Origin of the sequence: Avibacterium sp. 20-132, from assembly GCF_023611925.1 — a bacterium.
Lineage (GTDB): Bacteria > Pseudomonadota > Gammaproteobacteria > Enterobacterales > Pasteurellaceae > Avibacterium.
The window spans coordinates 2340195-2360845 of record NZ_CP091456.1 but is presented as its reverse complement, the minus strand read 5'-3'; the positions used below and the strand labels follow the sequence as shown (position 1 = coordinate 2360845).

The 20651-nt window shown below is 40.6% G+C and carries 31 protein-coding genes; 28 read left to right on the top strand and 3 right to left on the bottom strand.

Going from position 1 to position 20651, the window contains the following annotated elements:
* Nucleotides 1-9: 9 nt before the first annotated feature.
* Together L4F93_RS11340 and L4F93_RS11335 are read right to left on the bottom strand one after the other, a co-directional pair.
* On the bottom strand, nt 10-246 hold the full coding sequence (locus tag L4F93_RS11340) for a hypothetical protein (protein ID WP_250350339.1): 237 nt from the start codon (nt 244-246) through the stop codon (nt 10-12).
* A gap of 65 nt (nt 247-311) precedes the next feature.
* On the bottom strand, nt 312-977 hold the full coding sequence (locus tag L4F93_RS11335) for a BRO family protein (protein ID WP_250350338.1): 666 nt from the start codon (nt 975-977) through the stop codon (nt 312-314).
* A gap of 304 nt (nt 978-1281) precedes the next feature.
* Here L4F93_RS11335 and L4F93_RS11330 point away from each other — a divergent pair, with 304 nt between their 5' ends.
* Entirely contained in the window at nt 1282-1878 is a 597-nt protein-coding gene (locus tag L4F93_RS11330) for a recombination protein NinG (RefSeq protein WP_250350337.1), read from the top strand.
* Nucleotides 1879-1883: 5 nt separating this feature from the next.
* Nucleotides 1884-2402, top strand: a complete 519-nt coding sequence (locus tag L4F93_RS11325; protein WP_250350336.1) for an antiterminator Q family protein — start codon at nt 1884-1886, stop codon at nt 2400-2402.
* Between the two features lie 216 nt (nt 2403-2618).
* On the opposite strand, the gene L4F93_RS12470 is transcribed toward L4F93_RS11325, so the two are convergent.
* Complete coding sequence (locus tag L4F93_RS12470; RefSeq protein WP_442778819.1) at nt 2619-2831, bottom strand: ECs_2282 family putative zinc-binding protein; 213 nt, start codon at nt 2829-2831, stop codon at nt 2619-2621.
* A 363-nt stretch (nt 2832-3194) separates the two neighbouring features.
* Here L4F93_RS12470 and L4F93_RS11315 point away from each other — a divergent pair, with 363 nt between their 5' ends.
* The 26 genes from L4F93_RS11315 to L4F93_RS11190 all read left to right on the top strand — a co-directional run bounded on the left by L4F93_RS11315 (nt 3195) and on the right by L4F93_RS11190 (nt 20614).
* Complete coding sequence (locus L4F93_RS11315) at nt 3195-3440, top strand: hypothetical protein (RefSeq protein ID WP_250350334.1); 246 nt, start codon at nt 3195-3197, stop codon at nt 3438-3440.
* Complete coding sequence (locus L4F93_RS11310; protein ID WP_250350333.1) at nt 3437-3958, top strand: lysozyme; 522 nt, start codon at nt 3437-3439, stop codon at nt 3956-3958. Before L4F93_RS11315 ends, L4F93_RS11310 begins: the two co-directional genes overlap by 4 nt.
* Nucleotides 3931-4263 (top strand): DUF2570 family protein, encoded by a 333-nt coding sequence (locus L4F93_RS11305; RefSeq protein WP_250350332.1) that lies wholly within the window; start codon nt 3931-3933, stop codon nt 4261-4263. Before L4F93_RS11310 ends, L4F93_RS11305 begins: the two co-directional genes overlap by 28 nt.
* A complete protein-coding gene (gene lysC / locus L4F93_RS11300; RefSeq protein WP_250350331.1) occupies nt 4238-4456 on the top strand; it encodes an Rz1-like lysis system protein LysC in 219 nt (72 codons plus the stop codon). Before L4F93_RS11305 ends, lysC begins: the two co-directional genes overlap by 26 nt.
* The gene (locus L4F93_RS11295; RefSeq protein WP_250350330.1) at nt 4440-4694 is read left to right on the top strand and encodes a hypothetical protein; all 255 of its coding nucleotides are present in this window, start codon (nt 4440-4442) and stop codon (nt 4692-4694) included. The genes lysC and L4F93_RS11295 overlap by 17 nt, the downstream gene beginning before the upstream one ends.
* 30 nt (nt 4695-4724) lie before the next feature.
* Nucleotides 4725-4988, top strand: coding sequence for a hypothetical protein (locus L4F93_RS11290; RefSeq protein ID WP_250350329.1), 264 nt, complete (start codon nt 4725-4727; stop codon nt 4986-4988).
* A 15-nt stretch (nt 4989-5003) separates the two neighbouring features.
* Nucleotides 5004-5540: a terminase small subunit gene (locus tag L4F93_RS11285; protein ID WP_250350328.1), complete on the top strand. Its 537-nt coding sequence runs from the start codon at nt 5004-5006 to the stop codon at nt 5538-5540.
* Nucleotides 5509-6744 carry a PBSX family phage terminase large subunit gene (locus L4F93_RS11280; protein ID WP_250350327.1) on the top strand — a complete coding sequence of 412 codons (1236 nt, stop codon included), beginning with the start codon at nt 5509-5511 and terminating at the stop codon, nt 6742-6744. Before L4F93_RS11285 ends, L4F93_RS11280 begins: the two co-directional genes overlap by 32 nt.
* 9 nt (nt 6745-6753) lie before the next feature.
* Nucleotides 6754-8130 carry a DUF4055 domain-containing protein gene (locus L4F93_RS11275; RefSeq protein ID WP_250350326.1) on the top strand — a complete coding sequence of 459 codons (1377 nt, stop codon included), beginning with the start codon at nt 6754-6756 and terminating at the stop codon, nt 8128-8130.
* The gene (locus L4F93_RS11270) at nt 8114-9745 is read left to right on the top strand and encodes a phage minor head protein (protein WP_250350325.1); all 1632 of its coding nucleotides are present in this window, start codon (nt 8114-8116) and stop codon (nt 9743-9745) included. The genes L4F93_RS11275 and L4F93_RS11270 overlap by 17 nt, the downstream gene beginning before the upstream one ends.
* On the top strand, nt 9745-9963 hold the full coding sequence (locus L4F93_RS11265) for a hypothetical protein (RefSeq protein ID WP_250350324.1): 219 nt from the start codon (nt 9745-9747) through the stop codon (nt 9961-9963). The genes L4F93_RS11270 and L4F93_RS11265 overlap by 1 nt, the downstream gene beginning before the upstream one ends.
* Nucleotides 9963-10382, top strand: a complete 420-nt coding sequence (locus L4F93_RS11260; RefSeq protein ID WP_250350323.1) for an HD domain-containing protein — start codon at nt 9963-9965, stop codon at nt 10380-10382. The genes L4F93_RS11265 and L4F93_RS11260 overlap by 1 nt, the downstream gene beginning before the upstream one ends.
* A 135-nt stretch (nt 10383-10517) precedes the next feature.
* Entirely contained in the window at nt 10518-11297 is a 780-nt protein-coding gene (locus L4F93_RS11255; RefSeq protein ID WP_250350322.1) for a DUF6651 domain-containing protein, read from the top strand.
* A gap of 8 nt (nt 11298-11305) precedes the next feature.
* Nucleotides 11306-12268, top strand: a complete 963-nt coding sequence (locus tag L4F93_RS11250; RefSeq protein WP_250350321.1) for a major capsid protein — start codon at nt 11306-11308, stop codon at nt 12266-12268.
* 50 nt (nt 12269-12318) lie between these two features.
* A complete protein-coding gene (locus tag L4F93_RS11245; protein ID WP_250350320.1) occupies nt 12319-12570 on the top strand; it encodes a HeH/LEM domain-containing protein in 252 nt (83 codons plus the stop codon).
* 9 nt (nt 12571-12579) lie between these two features.
* Nucleotides 12580-13032, top strand: a complete 453-nt coding sequence (locus L4F93_RS11240; protein WP_250350319.1) for a DnaT-like ssDNA-binding protein — start codon at nt 12580-12582, stop codon at nt 13030-13032.
* Between the two features lies 1 nt (nt 13033).
* Complete coding sequence (locus tag L4F93_RS11235; protein WP_250350318.1) at nt 13034-13426, top strand: hypothetical protein; 393 nt, start codon at nt 13034-13036, stop codon at nt 13424-13426.
* Nucleotides 13427-13819 carry an HK97 gp10 family phage protein gene (locus L4F93_RS11230; RefSeq protein WP_250350317.1) on the top strand — a complete coding sequence of 131 codons (393 nt, stop codon included), beginning with the start codon at nt 13427-13429 and terminating at the stop codon, nt 13817-13819. It abuts the gene before it with no gap.
* Entirely contained in the window at nt 13820-14212 is a 393-nt protein-coding gene (locus L4F93_RS11225) for a phage tail terminator-like protein (RefSeq protein WP_250350316.1), read from the top strand.
* A gap of 9 nt (nt 14213-14221) precedes the next feature.
* Complete coding sequence (locus L4F93_RS11220; RefSeq protein ID WP_250350315.1) at nt 14222-15235, top strand: phage tail tube protein; 1014 nt, start codon at nt 14222-14224, stop codon at nt 15233-15235.
* 73 nt (nt 15236-15308) lie between these two features.
* On the top strand, nt 15309-15704 hold the full coding sequence (locus L4F93_RS11215; RefSeq protein ID WP_250350314.1) for a hypothetical protein: 396 nt from the start codon (nt 15309-15311) through the stop codon (nt 15702-15704).
* Nucleotides 15705-15790: 86 nt separating this feature from the next.
* On the top strand, nt 15791-16051 hold the full coding sequence (locus tag L4F93_RS11210) for a phage tail assembly chaperone (protein WP_250350313.1): 261 nt from the start codon (nt 15791-15793) through the stop codon (nt 16049-16051).
* A 32-nt stretch (nt 16052-16083) separates the two neighbouring features.
* Nucleotides 16084-16410: a phage tail protein gene (locus tag L4F93_RS11205; protein WP_250350312.1), complete on the top strand. Its 327-nt coding sequence runs from the start codon at nt 16084-16086 to the stop codon at nt 16408-16410.
* Nucleotides 16411-16419: 9 nt separating this feature from the next.
* Entirely contained in the window at nt 16420-19629 is a 3210-nt protein-coding gene (locus tag L4F93_RS11200; RefSeq protein WP_250350311.1) for a tape measure protein, read from the top strand.
* A gap of 148 nt (nt 19630-19777) precedes the next feature.
* A complete protein-coding gene (locus tag L4F93_RS11195) occupies nt 19778-20296 on the top strand; it encodes a phage antirepressor N-terminal domain-containing protein (protein WP_250350310.1) in 519 nt (172 codons plus the stop codon).
* A gap of 180 nt (nt 20297-20476) precedes the next feature.
* The gene (locus L4F93_RS11190; RefSeq protein ID WP_165381770.1) at nt 20477-20614 is read left to right on the top strand and encodes a hypothetical protein; all 138 of its coding nucleotides are present in this window, start codon (nt 20477-20479) and stop codon (nt 20612-20614) included.
* The last annotated feature ends 37 nt before the right edge of the window (nt 20615-20651 follow it).

Here is a 20651-nt window from a genome sequence, read left to right as displayed (position 1 = left end):
TAGTGAGATTCATTGCTTTTCCTCCTTGCGTTGGGATTTAACTTGTCTTAGTTGTCGATGCACAATCAAGCCACTATATGCACCGATAATAAGAAAAATGGTTTTAATCACTTTCAAGAATAGTGGTTCACTATTAAAGAGAATAACAGGAATTGCCAAAATTGCAACCTTTGTGATGTCGATGGACATTTTAGCCCAGTCATCAAGGGTTTCAATTTCAATAGGTTTCTTGAATAAATTTAACATTTTGTCCTCCTTGAGGGCAGTATAACAAAAACCGCACCGAAGTGCGGTTGGATTTTGGGGAGTTTTTAGAAATCTAGCTGTTTTCGCTGTGGGCTAATACGAGGGATTACTCGTTGCCAGTTTAGCCGTTTTGATTGTTTGAATGGTTCAACTAAACGTTTCAGTGTGGCTTGAGTGTCTTCATATTGAAGTCTGTACTCGTGAGCGTGGCTGTAAACCGTGCCACTAAAACGAGATCCTAAGGCGTTGAGTGGCTCGTAGAGTTTGCCAAGTAGGGTGTTCATTTGCTTATGCCCAAACCATAACCAAGCAAGTTGTTCAAGCTCGTACTCGGTGAATTCAAAAGTGTATTTCTTTTCGGGCTCAGGTAGGGCGAGTTGTTGAGAATTTTGCAAACTGTATTTACCTGTTTTGCGGATTTGTGGGAGAACTTCTTCAAATACCCACGCTTCAAATGGTTCAGCTTCAGGCTTCCGTGATTTGATGATTAAACGGTATAGGTTAGGTTCATTGATAAATGTTAATTCTTGATTTCCGCCTTTGGTAGGGGTGTAACGTTTCGTTACACCAGATGATTTACAGTGATCTTGCAAGGCTTTTCTTGAGTTGGCATAACCTAAGACATCGCAAACATCAGTACCACAAAACCAGATTTCTTGATTGGGATCTTTGATGACGCGAACAGAATTGGAATGGAAGTTAAAGGTGTTAAATTGAATTTGAGTTTTCATTTCGTTATTTCCTTTTGAGAGAAATTCCCTTACTAGGGCGGTCGAGAGCTCAAAACTCGTAACGAATCGAGCGGAGTTATTCCCTTGCGGTGTTATATTCCTCGCACTCTCGACCATTGATTTAAGTTGTTGTTTTTGTATCAGGTATGAGAAATAGGAGAAACCCAGATACAAAAAAATCACGCTAACGGGGTGAATTACCGTTCGTTATAGGCTTTTGAGACCTGTGGTAAATCCTACGCTTGAATTGTGGGGTTGTCAAGATTGGAGATGAATTAATGATTATGGAAGGTTGGGAAGTTTAATGGCAAAAGCACCAAAACAGCATAAGTGCAAAGTGTGTGGCACTTATTACACAAAGACAGTAAGCAGCCTGCAAAAAGTGTGCGGTGTACCTTGTGCAATCAAACTGTCTGCCGAGCAATCACGCAAAAAACGTGAAAAGCTCGCAAAAGCGGAACGGGCAGAAACTCGCAAAAGAATGACCGCACTTAAAGAGAAGAATAAAACGCATAACCAGCTTATCGCAGAAGCTCAAAGTGCGGTGAATAAATATATCCGTGTGCGAGATGAGAACAAGGAGTGTATTTCTTGTGGCACACCGTTGATTAGCGAGAAATTAGGCGGTGGATTTGATGCCGGGCATTATCGCAGCCGTGGTAGTGCGCCACACTTGCGGTTTTATACGCTTAACATTCACGGACAATGCAAACGCTGTAATCGGTGGCTGGGCGGAAACTATCACGAATATCGCATTAGATTGGTTGAACGCTTGGGGATTGAAAAAGTGCGAGAAATCGAAAACGACCAACGCCCAAGGCATTATAGCGATGAGGATTTGAGACGGATTAAGCGAATTTTTGAGCGGAAAGCGAAGTGGTTAGAAAAGCGTAGAGGGTGATTGTAATGCAGGATTTAAAACTCAATTTAAGCGAATTAAAACTCACATCAAAACAAGAAGAATGGGTAAAAGAGTGGCTTTATAAATGGGGTGCGTGGATTAATACTGGGCGCTTAGATAAGCGTCAGGTCAATATCATTGGGCGATTAATGGATAGCGTTACGCCAAGCGAACCACAACGCCCCATTTGCACTGATGAAGAAGGGCTGATGATTAGCCAAATGATCGATGAGTTTTTTACCACTCAGGATAAAGAATTGCATTTTATTGTGTATGGGTATTATGTAGATACTATGACCGTTAATAAGTTGGCAACTAAACTACAAGAAGTTATAGAGCCTAGACTTATGAGAGGAGCGGCAGGAAAGCCAAACATTCGCAAACCAAGTAAGAGAAAACTTATTGAATATGTTAAACAAAGGCTTGATCTTGCAACAGCTATCATTCACGAATTGTTACTAAAAGGTTTTATTATTCTAAAAAATGTAGTTAAAAGTCATAAAAATATCAAAGTTTGTTATTGACATAAGTTGCAAAGCTGCATATACTTTTATGTAAAGGTGGTCGTCGTGTAAGTGATGTTCACCAAGTTAAAAGTAAATGAATATAGATTTTACAGCCCTGATCGGAAACGGTCGGGGTTTTTTATTTAGAAAGAACCCGCCATAATCGGCGGGTTTAAGGTTGTTAGTATGGATTCAACTATCACTATTGATATGAGTGCAATAAAAAGAGAATTGTCAAATCTTGAACAGCTTGTTACCTTTGAAGGCATCCCTGATCATCTTATCAAGCTCTTTTTTAACAACTTGCATCGGATAATCTCCATTGATTTTGTTTCCACACTTAATGCAAATGGCACCGTTGAGGTCCTTGGAAGAGTTAATTTTACTACGAGCCTTGAAAGTTGTATTGCCGCACTTAGGGCAGGAAAGAGTGAATTTATCTCTCATATAGCATCCTTTTCGTAAAGCAATTTTGCATAAAGAGCTTTAAATAGGTTGCAAAAGGGATAAAAAACCGTAATAATGAATACGGTTTCGAAGCCCCTTAGAAACGAAATAAGCCCTCGAAAATGTGCTTGTTAAGTTTATTCCTAGCCCTCAATAGCGCCAACTATTGAGGGTTTCCTATATCTAGTATATGTTAAATACAACAATGTACTAGATGTAGTGATTATATGGAAAGATCCTTTTTTAAGCAACGATCTTTTTATATATAGATACAGTATTTATTGGATATATAAACAGATTTGTTTATAGAGCTCAGTCTTGACGGACTGGGCTTTTTTATTGCCTCAAAAACAGGGGCGGAGTATGAAAATTATGAAAGATATGGGAACACAAAGCTATATCTGGTCTGGCTTTGGTGGTTTTATTGCGTGGCTTGGTGATCAACAGAATTTGATGATGCTGAGCCTTGCCATTGGTATTGTTACCGCACTTGCGAATTTATATCAGCGTTGCCGTGAGGGGCAGCTAAAGAAACGAGATGAAGAGCGTAAGGAAGAAATCCATCGGCTCACAGTGGCGAGATTAAAAAAAGGGCTAGATATTAAATGAAACACATTAAGAAAATTGCGGGTTGTTCGGTTGTGGCAATCATTGGCTTAGTAATGCTTAACCATTCTGACGAAATCCGCACCACCGAAACAGGAATGGAATTAATCGGCGAAGCAGAAAGCTGTATGCGTGAGCCGTATAAATGCCCTGCTGATGTGTGGACGGTTGGGATTGGATCAACGGGCAATATTACCTTTGGCAAGGTTTATTCTGATAAAGAGATTGCCGACCGCTGGGCCAAAGATATTCAAACGGCGGAACAGTGCGTCAATCGTTATGCCAACGGCAAAGCGCTACCACAAGGTGCATTTGAGGCATTGACCTCACTGACCTTTAACGTAGGCTGTGGCAAACTCAAAACGTCAACCATTTACCGTTATGCAAGACAAGGCAATATTGCTGCAATGTGTGAGCAGTTTCCACGTTGGAAATATTCAAGCGGGAAAGTGCTGAAAGGTTTAGTAACCCGCCGTGAAAAAGAGAAAGCATTATGTTTAACAAGTTTAAAACGTGGCTAAATCTCACCGCACTTTGTCTGATTTTGGGCTTGTGTGGTTGGGTTTGGTATCAGTCTCAGATGATTAGTAGCTTAAAAGCCAAAAATCAAATGCAAGCCCAGACCATACAGCAACTTAATCATAATCTGACAGAGAAAACAAAACAGCTGGAAGATGAGCGCAAAGCAACTGAAAAACAGACTGCACTTGAACAAGCCCAGCGAGAGAAAGCAGATGAAGACATTCAAGTTATTTACAAAACAATCAAAGTGCAAGATTGTAGTCGTCAGCGTTTGCCTGATGATGTTATTAAGCGGTTGCACTAAATCGATTGTCAAAACAGATTATATTCTGCCGCCAAGTATCTATTTAATCCCTTGTCAGCAAACCGCTTTCAGTGGCTCAACCTATGGTGAGGCGATTATTTATTTGCGTGTAGTGCAAAAGGAGCGGGATATTTGTGCAGGGCGGTTAGATGGGATTATTGAATGGAGTAAATCAAATGGGAATGCTTTATAAGTCTAAGAAGAAATTGATTGAAGAGGGCTTCACGCATTACGGGCGACTTTGGGATATTCCTGTTTATGTCAAAGACATTCACAGTGAAGCTCCAGAAATTATTGCAGCTAATTTTATTCCTGAATGGGTTTTAACTATTGCCGATCAAATAGGATTTTTTATTGAGGGATTGATCAATATTAACAATCCTGAGTACGAGCCGATGTTTAAAATCCGTATTACAGGTGAAATTAAATAAGGATTGATTTACTAAGTTAATGGAGGATATATGACAGAACAGGAACAATCAACACCAACTTTTACACGTGGTGAGAAATTAGTTGGCATTACTTTTAACGTTGGTGCAAGACAAGATGTACACGACTGCAAGCAGAGATTTGCTTTTGCTATCGATCAGCTTGAGGCGCATAAACAAGATGCTTTTGCCCAAGGAACACTAAACTCAACAAAAGAAATGCTTATCGAAGAGGCTCAAAAACGCATTCTTGATGCACAGATGTGGGCAGTGAAAGCATTAACATTTGGATTATGATTTAAGGATTAACCTATGCCAAAGAAAGACGGGGTTAAGTCCACGTCTAAAGTGCGTGGGTTGACCGACAAACAGAAACGATTTGTAGAAGAATATCTTATTGATTTAAACGCAACTCAAGCAGCTATTCGGGCTGGATATAGCGAAAAGACAGCTTATTCAATTGGGCAAGAGAACCTGACAAAACCTGAGATCCAAGGTGCGATCCAAACTGCCCAAAACAAACGCGCTGAGCGTGTTCAGATAACGCAAGATGACGTATTAAGAGATCTGCAAGAGTTGCGTGATATTTGTATGGGGCGTAAATCCATTGTAGTTACCGATACGGTTAAAGACAATCAAAAGGGGACGGTTAATTCCGTTGATAATCCTGTTTTTTGCTTTGAGCCTACGGCGGCAAATAAAGCCCTTGAATTGCTCGGTAAGCATTTGGGAATGTTTAAAGATAAGCTCGATGTGAGTTCTTCAGATGGTTCTCTTTCCCCCACAGTCATTCAACTTATTGCACCGGAGTTTGACAATGCAGAAAGTGCAGATACAAATTCCACCTAAGTTAATTCCTGTCTTTTCTGATAGCTATCGTTATCGTTGTTCTTACGGTGGGCGTGGTTCTGGTAAAACAAGGACATTTGCAAAAATGTCGGCGGTACGTGGCTATATGTTTGCAAAGTCGGGCGTATCTGGTGTGATTCTTTGTGGACGTGAGTTTATGAACTCGCTAGAAGAATCATCATTGGAAGAAGTTAAACAGGCGATTCGCGAAACTCCGTTTTTAAATGCGTTTTATGAAGTTGGTGAAAAGTATATTCGTTCAAAGTGCGGGCGAATTGCTTATGTATTTAGTGGACTAAGGCACAATCTAGATAGTATCAAGTCTAAAGCAAGAATTTTAATTGCGTGGATAGATGAAGCTGAAACAGTAAGTGAGACAGCTTGGCGTAAGCTAACGCCAACAGTCCGCGAAGACGGTTCTGAAATTTGGGTAACGTGGAACCCAGAAAAAAAAGGGTCAGCAACTGACATAAGATTCAGGCAAAACCCGCCTGAAAATGCCATTGTCGTTGAGATGAACTATAACGATAATCCTTGGTTTCCTGATGTGTTGGAGCAAGAGCGCCTGAGTGATCAGCGACGCCTTGATGACGCGACATATCGCTGGATCTGGGAGGGAGATTATTTAGAGCAAAGCGATGCCCAAGTCTTTAAAGGTAAATTCAAGCAATTTGAGTTTGTTGCACAACCTGATTTCATTGGTCCTTATCACGGGCTTGATTTCGGTTTTGCGAAAGATCCAACGGCTGCGGTGCGTTGTTGGGTGTTTAATGGGGATTTGTACATTGATTATTGTGCGGGGAAAGTAGAGCTAGAACTGGACGATACAGCATTATTTCTAAGTTCTCAAATCCCTAATATTAACCAATATATTATTCGTGCGGATAGTGCAAGACCAGAATCAATCTGCTATTTAAAACGAAATGGACTGCCGCGAATTGAAGGCGTAAATAAGTGGAAAGGTAGCGTGGAAGATGGCATTGCGCATTTAAAATCTTATGGACAGATTTATATTCACCCACGTTGTGCTGCTGTACTTGATGAGTTCCGCCAATATAGCTACAAGACCGATCGTTTAACGAGTGATGTGTTGCCCGTCATTATTGATGACAATAACCACTATATTGATGCAATTCGTTATGCTTTGTCGCCATTAATTCAATCTCGTGGCACGTTAAACCAACAATCACTAGAGATTTACTAAGGATTTTTTATGAGTGTATCTGATATTAGTACTCCTTTTGTCAAATTACATAGTCAGGTAAAGATTATTGATGATTTGCTTGGTGGTACTGCCGCAATGAGAAATGCTGGGACAGCTTACTTGCATCAAATGTCGCTTGAGAGCAAGGAGCGATACCAAAAGCGCTTAGAACGGTCAACGCTTTATCCTGCATTAAGTGAAACTTTATCACAAATGACAGGACGGGTATTTTTTAAACCAATTGATGTACAAGATGTCAATCAGGTGATCACAGATCGCTTTTTGCCAGACGTGGATATGCTTGGTAATAATCTTGATGTGTTTGCTGCAAGATGGTTTTATGCATCGTTGGCTTATGGCGTGAGTTATGTCTTAGTGGATTACACAAAAATTAATGATGTGCGAACACTTGCTGATGAGATAAAAGTAGGTGCGAGACCCTATCTTGTGCATATTAAGCCGCAATCCGTTCTAGGTTTTAAAACCGCAATGCACAATGGGCGACAAGTATTAACGCAGTTCCGTTACACTGAAAATGTGGTTGTGGACAAAGACGAATTCACCACAGAAACTATGGAGCAGATCAATGTTTATGAGATTGGTCGTGTGCGTAAATATCAGAAGCGTGGTGAAGATTTTGAACTCGTTGATGATGTTGAATTGAAAATTGCCGGGAAACGATTGGATTTTATCCCTATTGTTGCTTTCGCAACAAAAAACAGCGGTGAATTTATGCTAGGTGAACCGCCATTAATGGAGTTGGCTTATCTCAATATTAAACACTGGCAGTCACAATCTGATCAGGACAATATCCTCAACACAGCAAGAGTGCCGTTATTAGCTCGTTTTGGTGTAAATCAAGATCCAACATCGCCTAATACAATGCAAATTGGTGGCAGTTTGATTGATTTGCCAGAAAACGGTGATTTGCGTTATATCGAACACTCCGGTAATGCAATTGGCGCAGGGCAAGAATCATTGAAAATGCTCGAAAGTCAAATTCAAATGGCAGGTGCAAGCCTGTTAGTTAAAAGCGAAATCGCAATGACTGACAGCCAAACGAAAGAAGAACACGACAAACTTATTTCTAAATTGCGTTTATATGCAAATCGCTTTGAAGACGTGTTAGATCTCACCTTGGAATATGTTGGGAAATGGCTAGGTGTAGAAAAGGCAGGGAGTGTAGAGATTACGGGCAATATAGATAGTGATATTGATGCGAATAGCTCTATCGAAAGCATTATTAAATTGCAAGCAGCCGGTATTATTTCCGCACAAACTGCCTTTTCTGAAGCAAAACGTCGTGGGTTAATCAGCGATAACGTTGAATGGGAAGATGAGCAAGCACGCTTAGAAAATGGTGAACTCAATGGCTTTGACAGTTGATGAACAAATTGAAATTGGCTTGGCAGATAATAAAATTTTGCTTTTCCGTTTTGATGCGCATTTACGCAAAGAAATTTATAAGCGCTTAAATGCAATGCAAAAGCGCGTATTGAGCCACATTTCTGCCGTTGGAATTGAAAGTATCAGCCAAAAGGCATTAAAACAGCTCTTAAAAGAAGTGTCCGATCTTGTTGATGAGACTTATCAAGATATTAATCAGGTTACTGCGAAAGATTTAAAAGCCTTGCTTCCACTGCAGGCAGAAGCATTGACTAAAATTTATAATCAAGCGGTGAAGTTTGATTTATTCAATCAGGTGCCCGATTATCGTATTAAGGCAATACGCAATGCAGAAATTATCGCAGGTGCGCCATTGGAAGATTGGTGGAGAAAACAGGGAGATAATCTCACATTCGATTTTGAGCGAACAATTCGATCAGGAATGATAGAGGGCGCAAGCTATAATGACCTTGTAAAAAGCGTAAAAGAAATCACAGGACGTTCTCGCCGTGGTGCAGAAACGCTAGTGAGAACAGCAGTGATGAAGGTGAATGATGCAGCCCACGAAGCCTTACGCGATGAAAATGAAGACTTGCTCAATGGAGAGCAGCACGTTAGCACTTTGGATACTCGCACATCAGAAGTCTGCCGCTTAAGAGATGGGCTTTCGTGGGATATGGATCAACAGCCTATTGGCGGGCATAAAATCCCTTACAAGCGTCCGCCACTTCACCCAAATTGTCGCAGTGATCTAAAATTACTGATCAAATCTTGGAAAGAGCTAGGCATTAATCTTGAAGAAATTCCAGAAAGTACCAAAGCGAGCCTTGATGGGCAAGTGAAAAGCTCAATGAATTATGAAGATTGGCTAAAAACGAAGTCAGAAGCCGAGCAAGATAAAATCCTAGGCAAAGGGAAAGCCAAGCTATGGCGTGATGGCGTGATCACGTTTAGGGATATGCTGGATCAAAGCGGTAGACCATTAACGTTAAAAGATTTATACTTAGTACATAATTTAGACGTTAGTTATGGCACTATGAACAGTATCGAAGAATTACTGCAAAACGCAATTGGTATAGAGCCTGAAATCACAGGAAAGATTACAGAGATTATTTCATCGGTTGGTGCAAAACCTGCTGGATTGGAATATCGCTTAAAGTCTTTAGAATCACTTAAGCGTAAAGTAGAAACTGAGGTTCTTGCTGGTATTTCTGAGCAACAAGCAATTAATAGTGTGAAAGATGTTATCCGTTACACTGCTATTCTTGATGTTGATGGTTTTGTATCACAATATAAAAAAATTCAGTCGTTACTTGAAAATCAAGGGTATCTTACAGTTGTGGTAAAAAACACTTGGAAAGATGATGCCGTTTATAAAGGCGTTAATACTGTTGTTACTACGCTAATTGAAAAGGATAATGTTGTTTTTGAGTTACAATACCATACACAACAAAGTTTTGAACTGAAAAATGGTGTGCTGCATAAACTTTATGAAAAGTTTAGAGATCCTGCGACATCTCAAGATGAGAAAAAACGATTGTATGCAGAAATGCAAAAGTTAAGCTCACAATTAACAGCGCCTAAAGATATTCATAAAGTAAAAGGAGTGAAATAATGTATCAATATTATTTAGCCCAAATCGGTGAAAATCAACAAAAGCTTATTCGTGGTAAGCCCGATGATTTACTTTCTTTTGCTACCTACGAGCCAGAAAAAGAAGATTGGGATCAACAGTTTGGCACGTTTTGGGCTGATAAAATTTTGGTGAGTGATTTCAATGCATTCAAAGAAATCACTGAAAAAGAAGCTATTCAATTTATTAAGGTTCACTAATGCTTTCAGGTAAGGCTGAATTGTTGGCTCGACAATTACACGCTAACCAAGTAGATAAGGCGGGAAAAGCTTATGTGGAGCATTTGCAATCTGTTGTTAATGGGTTGGTACAGCCTACTGATGATGAATTAGCTGTGGCTTGGTTGCACGATGTGGTAGAAGATACTGTAATCTCATTGGAGCAAATCAAAGCTGAGTTTGGGGCGACTATTGCCAACGCTATTGATGCAATAACGAAACGAGAGAATGAGCCATATGAAGCCTATTTAAACCGAGTGCGATCGAATGATATTGCTAGGAAAGTAAAAATATCTGATCTTGCTCATAATATGGATTTATCTCGACTTAAGGAAGTGAGAGATAAAGATCTTAAACGACGTGAAAAATATAAAAAAGCGATGGCTTTTTTGCTAAACTAAAAAAACAAACCGATCAGTAATGGTCGGTTTTTTTATATCTTAATATCAAACTAGGCCGCCATTTTCGGAAGAATTTGGCGGTTTTTCTTTATCCGCGCGGAAGCGCAAAATCAACTAAACGGAAGGAAATCCACAATGAAATTAAAACTTGATGAAAACGGCCACGTTGTTGTTAATGATGGCAAACCAGTTTATATCCACGATGACGGCAAAGAAGTTGCCTTTGATGCAGCACAAGCAACGGCAAAGATTGCCTCTTTGAATGAAGAATGTAAAACCCATCGAATTGCGAAAGAAAAAGCGGAAGCTGATTTGAAGAAATTTGAGGAGATTACGGACATTGAGGCAGCGAAGAAAGCCTTAGAGACGGTTAAAAATCTTGATGATAAAAAACTTATTGATGCAGGCGAGGCGGAAAAAGTGAAAGCCGAAGTGATTAAGCAATATGAGGAAAAGCTCAAAGCGAAAGATGCCGAAATTGCGACAGCACAACAAGCCTTACATCAAGAAGTCATTGGTGGATCGTTTGCCCGCTCTAAGTTTATTGCCGAGAAGCTCAGCATTCCAGTTGATATAGTGCAGGCGTCCTTTGCTAAACATTTTAGCTATGAAAATGGTGGATTGTTGGCAAAAGACGCTAATGGCAATGTGATTTATAGCCGGGAACGACCAGGTGAAACAGCGAACTTTGAAGAAGCCATTGAACAACTTGTAATGGCTTATCCAAATAAAGAACATATCCTTAAACCAAGTGGAAACTCTGGTGGCGGATCTGGTAATCAAGCAGGTTCTGGCGTTGAGTATAATCCATTCTCAAAAGAGCATTGGAATATGACAAAACAAGCAGAATTAATGAAAAATAACCCCGCACTTGCCAAGCAATATGCTGGAAAGTGCGGGATCAAATTAGATTAAAGGAGTAAATGATGGGACAACCAACCCGTATCGCTGATGTGATTGTACCTCAGCTTTTTACTAAATATGCCATTCAAAAAACAGCGGAGAAATCTGCTTTATGGCAATCAGGAATCATCTCAAATCTTGATGAAGCAGCACTTGTTGCTCAGAAAGGCGGATCGTTAATTACAATGCCATTCTGGGAAGACTTGAACGGTGATTCAGAAGTGCTTTCTGAAACTTCACCATTGACGGTGAATAAAATTACCGCCAAATCAGATGTTGCCATTTTACACGCTCGTGGTAAGGCGTGGGGAACGAATGACTTGGCTCGTGCCTTGTCTGGCGATGATCCGTTAGGTGCTGTAACGGAACTTGCCGCGACTTACTGGAGTCGCGAAATGCAACGCATTTTACTTGCCACCCTTGAGGGCGTGTTTGCAGCAACCTCTATGGCAGGCAACAAGCACGATGTATCTGCATTAGGTACGACAAAGCAAGTGATCAATGGTCATTCGTTTATTGATGCGGCCTATAAGCTCGGTGATGAAGTGGACAACTTAACCGCTGTGGCAATGCACTCCGCAACAGCCGCCTATCTTGCTAAAGAGGGGCTGATCGAAACAATTCGTGATGCAGATGGTGTTATCTTATACCAAACCTATATGGGCAAACGCATTATTGTTGATGACACAATGCCACAAAGCGGTGGTGTTTACACAACATATTTGTTTGGTACTGGTGCAATTGGTTATGGTGAGGTAACTCCACCGCACGCTGTAGAAACAGATCGTGATAGCTTGCAGGGTGATGATATTCTTATCCACCGTCGCCACTTTATTTTACACCCACGCGGTGTGAAATGGGCAGGCAGTGCGGGGCTTGCACCAGATAATGCAGGGTTAAAAACTGGCACTCACTGGACGCGCGTTTACGATCCAAAACAAATTCGCGTGGTGGCATTTAAACATAAATTAACCACAGACTAACTGATAAAACCGCTCAGAAATGGGCGGTTTTTCTATTTAGGAGAACAAAAATGGGATTAGCTGCTTTTAACGCAATGCGACGCAAAAGAGCGTTGCAACAACAAAAAACAGCATCAACTTCTGAAACTGAGAAAGATAGCTCAATACAAAAAGAAGCAAATGCGACAGAAGATTTCAGCAAGCTGAAAGTTGAAGAACTGAAAGCGAAATTGGCAGAACTTGGCGTGCAATTTAATAGCGGGGCGAAGAAAGAGGAATTGCTCGCACTTTTACAGCAAGCAACAACGCCATTAAGTGAATGAGGCTAATTTATGGCAACGTTAATTATCCCCGATGACAGTTATGTGAGTCTTGAAGATGCTAATCAGTATCACGCAATGCGAACAAGCGCACTTGAGTGGGAAGCATTAGATGATGAAACAAAACAGCGCCGTCTTGTTAGCGCATCAGATTTTTTAGATGCGAATTATCACTTTGCGGGGGAAAAATCTGAGACTGAACAGCTAAGAGCTTTCCCACGAAATGGGAGTGATACAATTCCTAAAGCCGTGAAATTCGCAGTTTGTGAATTGGCATTGCAAGAAAGTCTCAATCAGAACGAAGAAGCTAAAATGGAAAGCGTTTCTGTTGGGCCTGTGAAAGTGGCTTATCAGCAAGGATCGCAAAGTGCAAATAGTTCAATTGATCGTTTTGCTTATGTGAAAGCGTTATTAAATAGCGTATTAGCAAAATCAACAGGGCAAGTAACTTTATTGAGGGGCTGAAATGAGTAAATTTTATCCTCAACTCAAGCAACTTTCCAGCAAACTAATTCGGCGGTTTGGGCAACCTTGCACAGTCATTATCTCAGAAGGTGGAACATATGATCCTGAAACTGGAGGGATGACCCGCCAATATTCAGAAGAGTATGAAGCGTACTGTCTATTCGATAATCTGAACTATGACTTTCCTAGTTTTACGAGTTCGGGCGTAACTAAGGCAAGCTCAGCGATGGTTGAACGGGGTGATGTGTTGATCTATATCACCGCAGAAGGTAATCCTGTTGTTGGTGCCATTATTGACGTTGACGAAACTCAATGGAAGGTGATTGCCTGCCAGCCAATAAATCCTTCGGGAACCGCATTATTGTATCAAGTTCAGGCAAGGAAGGTGGTATAAATGGGAAAGTTTAGTATTGATGTGGGCAAATTTGTCGTAAAAAGCAAAAAGAAAGCAGATATCATTTATCGAAAATTGGCATTAGAAACCTATCAGCGTGTTAAAGATAAAACCCCAATTGATACAGGTCAGCTAAAGCGGAGCTGGACAGTGGCGGTAAACACCCCAGCCACCAAACATAACGGCACACAAAAAGCCCTTACTCTTGCCGAGTTGACTGATGCTATCTATATCACCACAGATAAACCTTATGCCGAGAAATTGGAATATGGGCTATATCCTCAACCCGGTGGCACGAAGACGATTAATGGATTTTCAACGCAGGCACCGCAAGGTATGGTTCGTATCACGGCAAAAGAGATTGCAGATTGGGTAAATTCACAGAGGTGGTAAATGATTACTGAAATCAGGTCGTTATTACAAACACATTTAGCCAAGTTAGATAAATTCAGTACAGCTTGGGAGGGCGTGCAAAACGACGTGAAATTGCCCTATCAGTCAGTTTTTTTGCAACCCATCACAGCCAATACAACCTCTATTGGCGATGAACCTAAAGCCACAGAAAGCGGCTTTTTACAGGTTACGCTGTTCTTTCCAAGTGGAAAGGGAACGCAACAGATTACTGAACGAGCAGATTTGTTGAGGCAACATTTCTATGGGCAAAATCTCATTAAAAATAATGTACAAGTTGTCATTCATTCACCGCCACAAATTGGCGGTATTTTTTTGAATGATGGCACACTTGCTTTACCCATCACAATTAATTACACCGATTATCAATTATAGGAGTAAGCAATGGCAACAGCACAAGGCGTTAAACGCAAAATTATTGTGGCCAAAGAAGCAACCTTTGGCGTTAAACCTGCAAAAACTGCAGGGAAAATTATTCCCCGCACAGAAAGCTCACTTAATTCTAATTTTGAGAGTTTTTCAAGCGAGGAAATCCGCGCAGATATGCAGCGCGCCCCTTCTACCGTTGGCTTTGAAAAAGCTGAAGGGGATATTAAAGGCGAGCTTGCAGCAGGTCAGTGGGCAGTGTTTTTAGCTGCCGCACTTCGTGGGAATTGGACATCCGCCGCCAAAACTCCACTTATTAAGAAAACCAGTGCAGGCACGGGAGAAAAGAATGGAAAAATCCTCTTTGTGCCAACAACGGGGCATACCACAGATTCATTTACGATTGATGATTTTTTTGAAGATATTAATTTGCACCGCATTTACACCGGTTGCCGTGTCTCAAAAATTAGCATTGATATTCAGCCCAATGGCATAGCCTCAATCACTGTAACATTCCTCGGTCAACGTGGTGAAGAAACGCAAACCGCTTATTTCACCTCACCAACAGAAATCGCCCAATCCCCGAAATTGGCAGGAGTAAACGGACAGCTTTTAGTGAATAAACAAAAAGCCGCACTGGTTACAGGATTGAAATTAGACATTGATCTTGGAGCCTCAAGTGAGGCAACACTCGGTACAACTTATGCCCCAGATGTATTTATCGGCGCGATTGCGGTAAGTGGTTCTTTCACAATGTATCTGCAGGATAAAACAATGATTGAGGCGGTACGACGTGGGCAAAATCTTTCCCTTGCTTTACGAATGGATGCAGGTAGTGAAGATAATGCTGACTATATGACGTTAATTTTACCTGGCATTAAAGCTACTTCCGTAGAAATTGATGATGGAGCGAAAAACCTTATTCAAACCTTAAACTTTGACGCATTCCCTGCCGTGTTTGAAGGTGGTAGTGATATTGAGCCAGGGTTATCCGCGGCAACAACATTAATTATCCAAGACACGCTTGCATAAGCATTTTCTTTTACCAACTCATAGGCGACTGTAACAGGTCGCCTTTTTTTATCTCTAAAATAAGGATCTAACAATGGACTTTGCAAAATTATCTGTATCACCAAATACCTTCACCTTTCATTTAATCCACCCAACAGAGGGGACAGAGCTTGAAGCCACAATGACCGTGTATGGTGCATTGAGTGATGTCGTCAAAAAACATCAATCTCAAGTATTACGTCAATTACAGAAACGAGAGTTTGAAAATTCCCGCTCCCGCAAACAAAATTACCGCACATTAACCGAAATGGAACAAGATGCGATTGAAAATGCCATTGTTCGTATTGCAGATTGGCACGGTATCGAATGGGAAGGTAAAGATTTGGAATTTACGACAGAAAACGCCCGTAAATTATTGAATGCCTGCCCTTGGATGCGTGAGCAAATTATTGAACAGTCTGAAAATCTGGGAAACTTCTTAGCGGCTTAATTGAGAATTTACTGGGCTATGCTAAAGCACAGTTTAACCTTGATAAAAAGCCGAAAGACTCTTCCGTATCTATTCGCGATCATTTAATGGCGGTATATGAACAAACAGGGATTATGCCCGCTGAATTGGATATTAAACCGCCTCCCGAACCGCTTGAATATCTCCTTGATTATTTTTATGCACTTTCCCTTTCTCGCCAGTCGGGAATGAGCGTTAACCCTATTCTTTACAGCGAGATTTTGGCTTGGTCGCAACTGACAAAATGCATGTTGGAACAATGGGAATTAGAGGTCATTAAGCAACTGGATATGGTTTGGCTAAGTGCGCAGATAGAAGAAAACCATTAAAAATTCCACCGCACTTTTTATTTGAGGGTTAAATGAAAACATTTAATTTTGAACCTGATTGGGGTGTTAAACGAACAAAGAAACCCCGTGTAAAAGTCATCAGCTTTGGTGATGGCTATGAGCAACGTCAGCAAGACGGCATTCATCACACGCTAAGAAGTTTTGAGCTCACCTTTAGTGGTGATAACAATCGAATTAATGCTATCGACACGTTTTTGAGCGAATGCCGAGGAGTGGAAGCCTTTCAATGGACGCCATACCAAGAATCGGCAGGAAAATTTAAGTGTGAAGAATGGTCAACAACCGTAAAAACAAGCCACTCTACCTTGACGGCGACGTTTCAAGAAGTGATAGCCTAGGAGTAAACAATGACAGATTTTGCCACATTGGGAATTAAAATCACCAGCACAGGCGCTGCCAAAGCCGAAAATGAATTGGGACGTCTTGAACGCCAATCCGTGAAGGTGGATAAATCCATTGAAAGTGTCATCAAAACGATTGATAAACTGCGTAATTATATGACATTGGGCTTTCTAGGAGCAGGAATTAATCAGTTGCTGCAAATGTCAGACAAAATGAAAACCCTCGCTACGCAAGTGCGGTTTGTTACTCAAACAACAGCAGAATATGAGCGTGTACAGCAATCATTGTTTGAAATTTCACAACAAACACGGGCAAGCCTTGAAGCAACCACGACCATTTATACCCGAACATCAAGGGCATTAAAGGATTATGGTTACAGCCAACAACAAGTCTTAACCTTTACCGAAACGCTCAATAAAGCAATGGCTGTTGGTGGCGTTGGTGCGCAAGAACAAGCTACCGCACTTTTCCAGCTATCCCAAGCATTAGGTTCAGGTCGTCTACAAGGTGATGAGTTTAGAACCATTGCAGAGGCAGCACCAATCATCCTTGATGTAGTCGCAGAATATATGGGTAAATCCCGTGCTGAAATTAAAAAGCTGGCAGGGGAAGGTGTCATCACATCTAAAGTTATCTTTGAAGCCATTAGTCGCGCAAATAAAAAAATCTCTCAACAATTTGAGGGAATGCCAATTACCTTTGGGCAAGCAATGCAACAAATGGAAAATTCAGTATTGAAATTTGTTGATGAAATGCTCAACGGTTCGGGAGCCACAAATGGATTGGCTGAGGCGGTTTCATTTTTGGCGAAGAATTTTGATTATTTGGTTATTGTAATGGGTGCTGTTGCATCTGGGCATTTAGCGAAATTGGCTAATAATGCATTACTTTCCGCCTTAAATACTCAAAAGCAGGCAGCTGCCGCATTACAAGCTGCACAAGCAGTTAAAGTGCAAACAAGCGCAGAATTACAACTTGCTAGAGTGCAAATGAGTTCATTAGCGAGTTCGTTAAAATTAGCTCAAAGCGAAGCTACTCGTAGAACCATTCGTGCGCAAATGACAGCCCAATCAGAGCGAATTATCGCACTGACTAACGCAGAAGCAGCTGCCACACAAAGGCTTGCTATCGCACAAAAAGCAGCATCTTTAGGTGGTAGATTGGCTGGTGGAGTGTTGGGACTATTAGGCGGGCCTGTAGGCATTGTAACAACGGCATTAATTGCCGGCGCAGGGGCATTATATGAATGGTATTCAAATGCTCAACAGGCAAAGCAAGAGGCATTAGATTATGCAGATAATCTTGATATCGCGAATGCGAAACTCAAAGAAATGTCATTGCTTGAATTACAAGTTGCTAAAGATAAATTAACAGCAGCTGTTGATGAACAAAAGAAAAAAATAAAGGAGCTAGAGGATTCAATTTCATCTTTGAAGCAAAAAGCTGAAATGATGAAGTCTTATTTTATTTCTACTGGCTTGCCAGATGTTGCATCACAAGATCTCTATGAGAAAAAATTGAAAGAGATTCGAGAAAAAGAACTTGAACTTAAAAACACAAAAGATGCATTAAGTGAGTCCACTAAGAAACAAATTCAATTAAGCAAACAACTCTCTATATCCTCTAATGGCGTTACCATTCGATTGAATGAACAAGAAACAGTTACATTAGATTTGGCTGATGGGGTAGAGAAATTAATAGGGAAGCAAATTAAGCTACATCAACGCTATGAAGTAGCTAAATTAAAAGCACAAGGAAATATAAAGGCATCTTATATTTTGGCTGGGCTTTACGAGTTACTGGGGGAAAAAGGTTCCGAATATGCTGAAATTTTGCAATTAATTGCAACAGGACAGATCGATGCAGCTCAAGCAGCTGCAGCAAGTGCGCATATTTCTGTTGAGTCAATGAATGAAATGATCAAATCTGCTGGGATCTTGGCGAAAATGTCAGATGAGCAGACGAAAATCGATGGATTTAAAACATTGCCAAAAGAAGCCAAACATCAAGAGCGAATGCTAGATCAGTGGCGTGATTATTATGCTAAATTAGAAGATGCGTCTTTAGATAACGTAACCAAAATTCAACGTGAGCAAGAACGAGCCTTTCAAGAGCTTGATCGCTTTAAACAAAAAGGCGTAGTCAACAACGAAGAATATGAAAAGGCAAAAACACTGATTACAGAGCGTTATCTTAAAGAACAACAAGCACTCGTAGCAAAATATGCACCAAGTTTAGGGTTTAAACAAACTCTTGATGATGGACTAAAAGAAATTGCGCGTTTAAAAGATATTGGCAAATTAGATGGTTTGCAGGCAAATACGGCTGAACAGCAAATTAAAATTCAGTATGCCCAACAAATGTCTCAAGATGCAGTTAATCCATTAGATAAATTAAGAGGGCAAACCGATCCTTTTCAGGATATTCAAAATCGCCACGCACAAGAGTTGGCTTTAGAGCAAGCATTCCTTGACACTCAATTAAGCACGCAAGAGCAATTTGAGCAAAGGAAAAAAGAGTTAAAGGAAAAATACGCCAATGAAACTCTTCAACTTGAATTAAGCCATTATTCCCAAGCGGCCTCCGCAATGAGCGGTGCTTTTGATTCTATGGCAAATATAATGAAAGGTGCGGCTGGAGAACAATCGGGTATCTATAAAGCAATGTTTGCAGCTTCAAAAGCCTTTGCAATTGCAGACAGTATTATCAAGATCCAGCAAGGTATTGCTAATGCTGGTTCATTGTCATTCCCAGCTAATATCGCTGCAATGGCAACGGTTGCAGCTGAAACAGCAAATATTGTTTCAACGATTCAAGGCGTAACAATGGGAGGATATGCCGAGGGAGGTTATACAGGAAACGGTGGTAAATACGATCCTGCTGGCGTAGTCCACAAAGGCGAATATGTCCTAACCAAAGAAGCCACAGCAAGGCTTGGGGTTGATTATCTAGATTATCTTAACTATGGCAAATCTAAGCGCGGTTTTGCTACGGGCGGCGGTGTAAATCTACCAACAGTGCATACACAATCTAGCTCACCGAAAATCAGCGTAAAAGTGATTAATAATGGCGAGCCAACGGAAGCCAAAGTTGAGAGCAAGCAAGATGACAAGGGCGGGTTAGAAATCACTGTTGAACTAATGCGCAGTGTTGCCCGAGAAGAAACCAGCAAAATGCTTCAAAGCAATATGCGACCAGGTGGAATGTTTGCGTAATAAAGAGAAAGCCAAAATTAACCCGATCTAAATAGGTCGGGTTTTTTATTGCCTGTAAGATAGAAAAGTACACTCGAAAGCGGTGTTTCCTTTCTCCACTCACCGTTTCTTACAGGCTCTTTTTTGTGTGGAGAACAAGGAGAAAATAATGGAAGCATTAACCGCAGAATTTTTAGGTAAAGAAATTACTTTAGTGGATAACAATGGCATTGCTTATGTAGCAATGCGTGAAATTGTTGAGGGGATTGGCTTAGAGTGGTCAAGGCAACATAAGAAGTTGGTAAATCAATCACAAAAATTCAACTGTGTACATATGACCACAGTTGCTCAAGATGGCAAAAATCGTGAAATGCTATGTATGCCAATCAAAAAATTAAATGGTTGGTTATTTAGCATTAACCCAAATAAAGTGCGTGCAGATTTAAAAACACGTCTTGAAGAATATCAGGAAGAATGCTTCTTGGCGTTATGGGATTATTGGACGGAAGGCATTGCCCGCCGTGATGAAGTGAAAAGAAAGCTACTTGATTGGAAAGAAAAAGAGAGTCTTTCTAAATCGAAAGGTAGTGAAGCTGGGCGGTTACTCAATCAACGAAAACAAGAAAAACACCGATTGGAATTAGAACTCGCCCAAATAAAGCAACTTGATTTATTTGCTGCACTTTAAGCCAGACAATTAAACGTCTGGCTTTTTTATTACCAAAAACAAACCCCGATTGCGGCAAACAGTCGGGGTTTTCCTTTTCAACTCCCACTCGTCTATAGGAGATTATGATTTATTATGCCCAATTTTAACATAGGAAATTTATTAGGCAAGCTATTTACAAGCCTAAAAATAGGAGGAAATATGAGTGAGCAAGGTGCAGATAAAGCAGGGAAAGACATTTCGTTTGGCATTAAATTTTTCTTTTGCTGTATGGGTATCTCATCAATCTTAGCAGTGATCTTATGGCTATTACCTGACTTAATTACGGCTATTCACTAAGTCTTAATTCAAAGAGATAACAACAATTATCACTTCT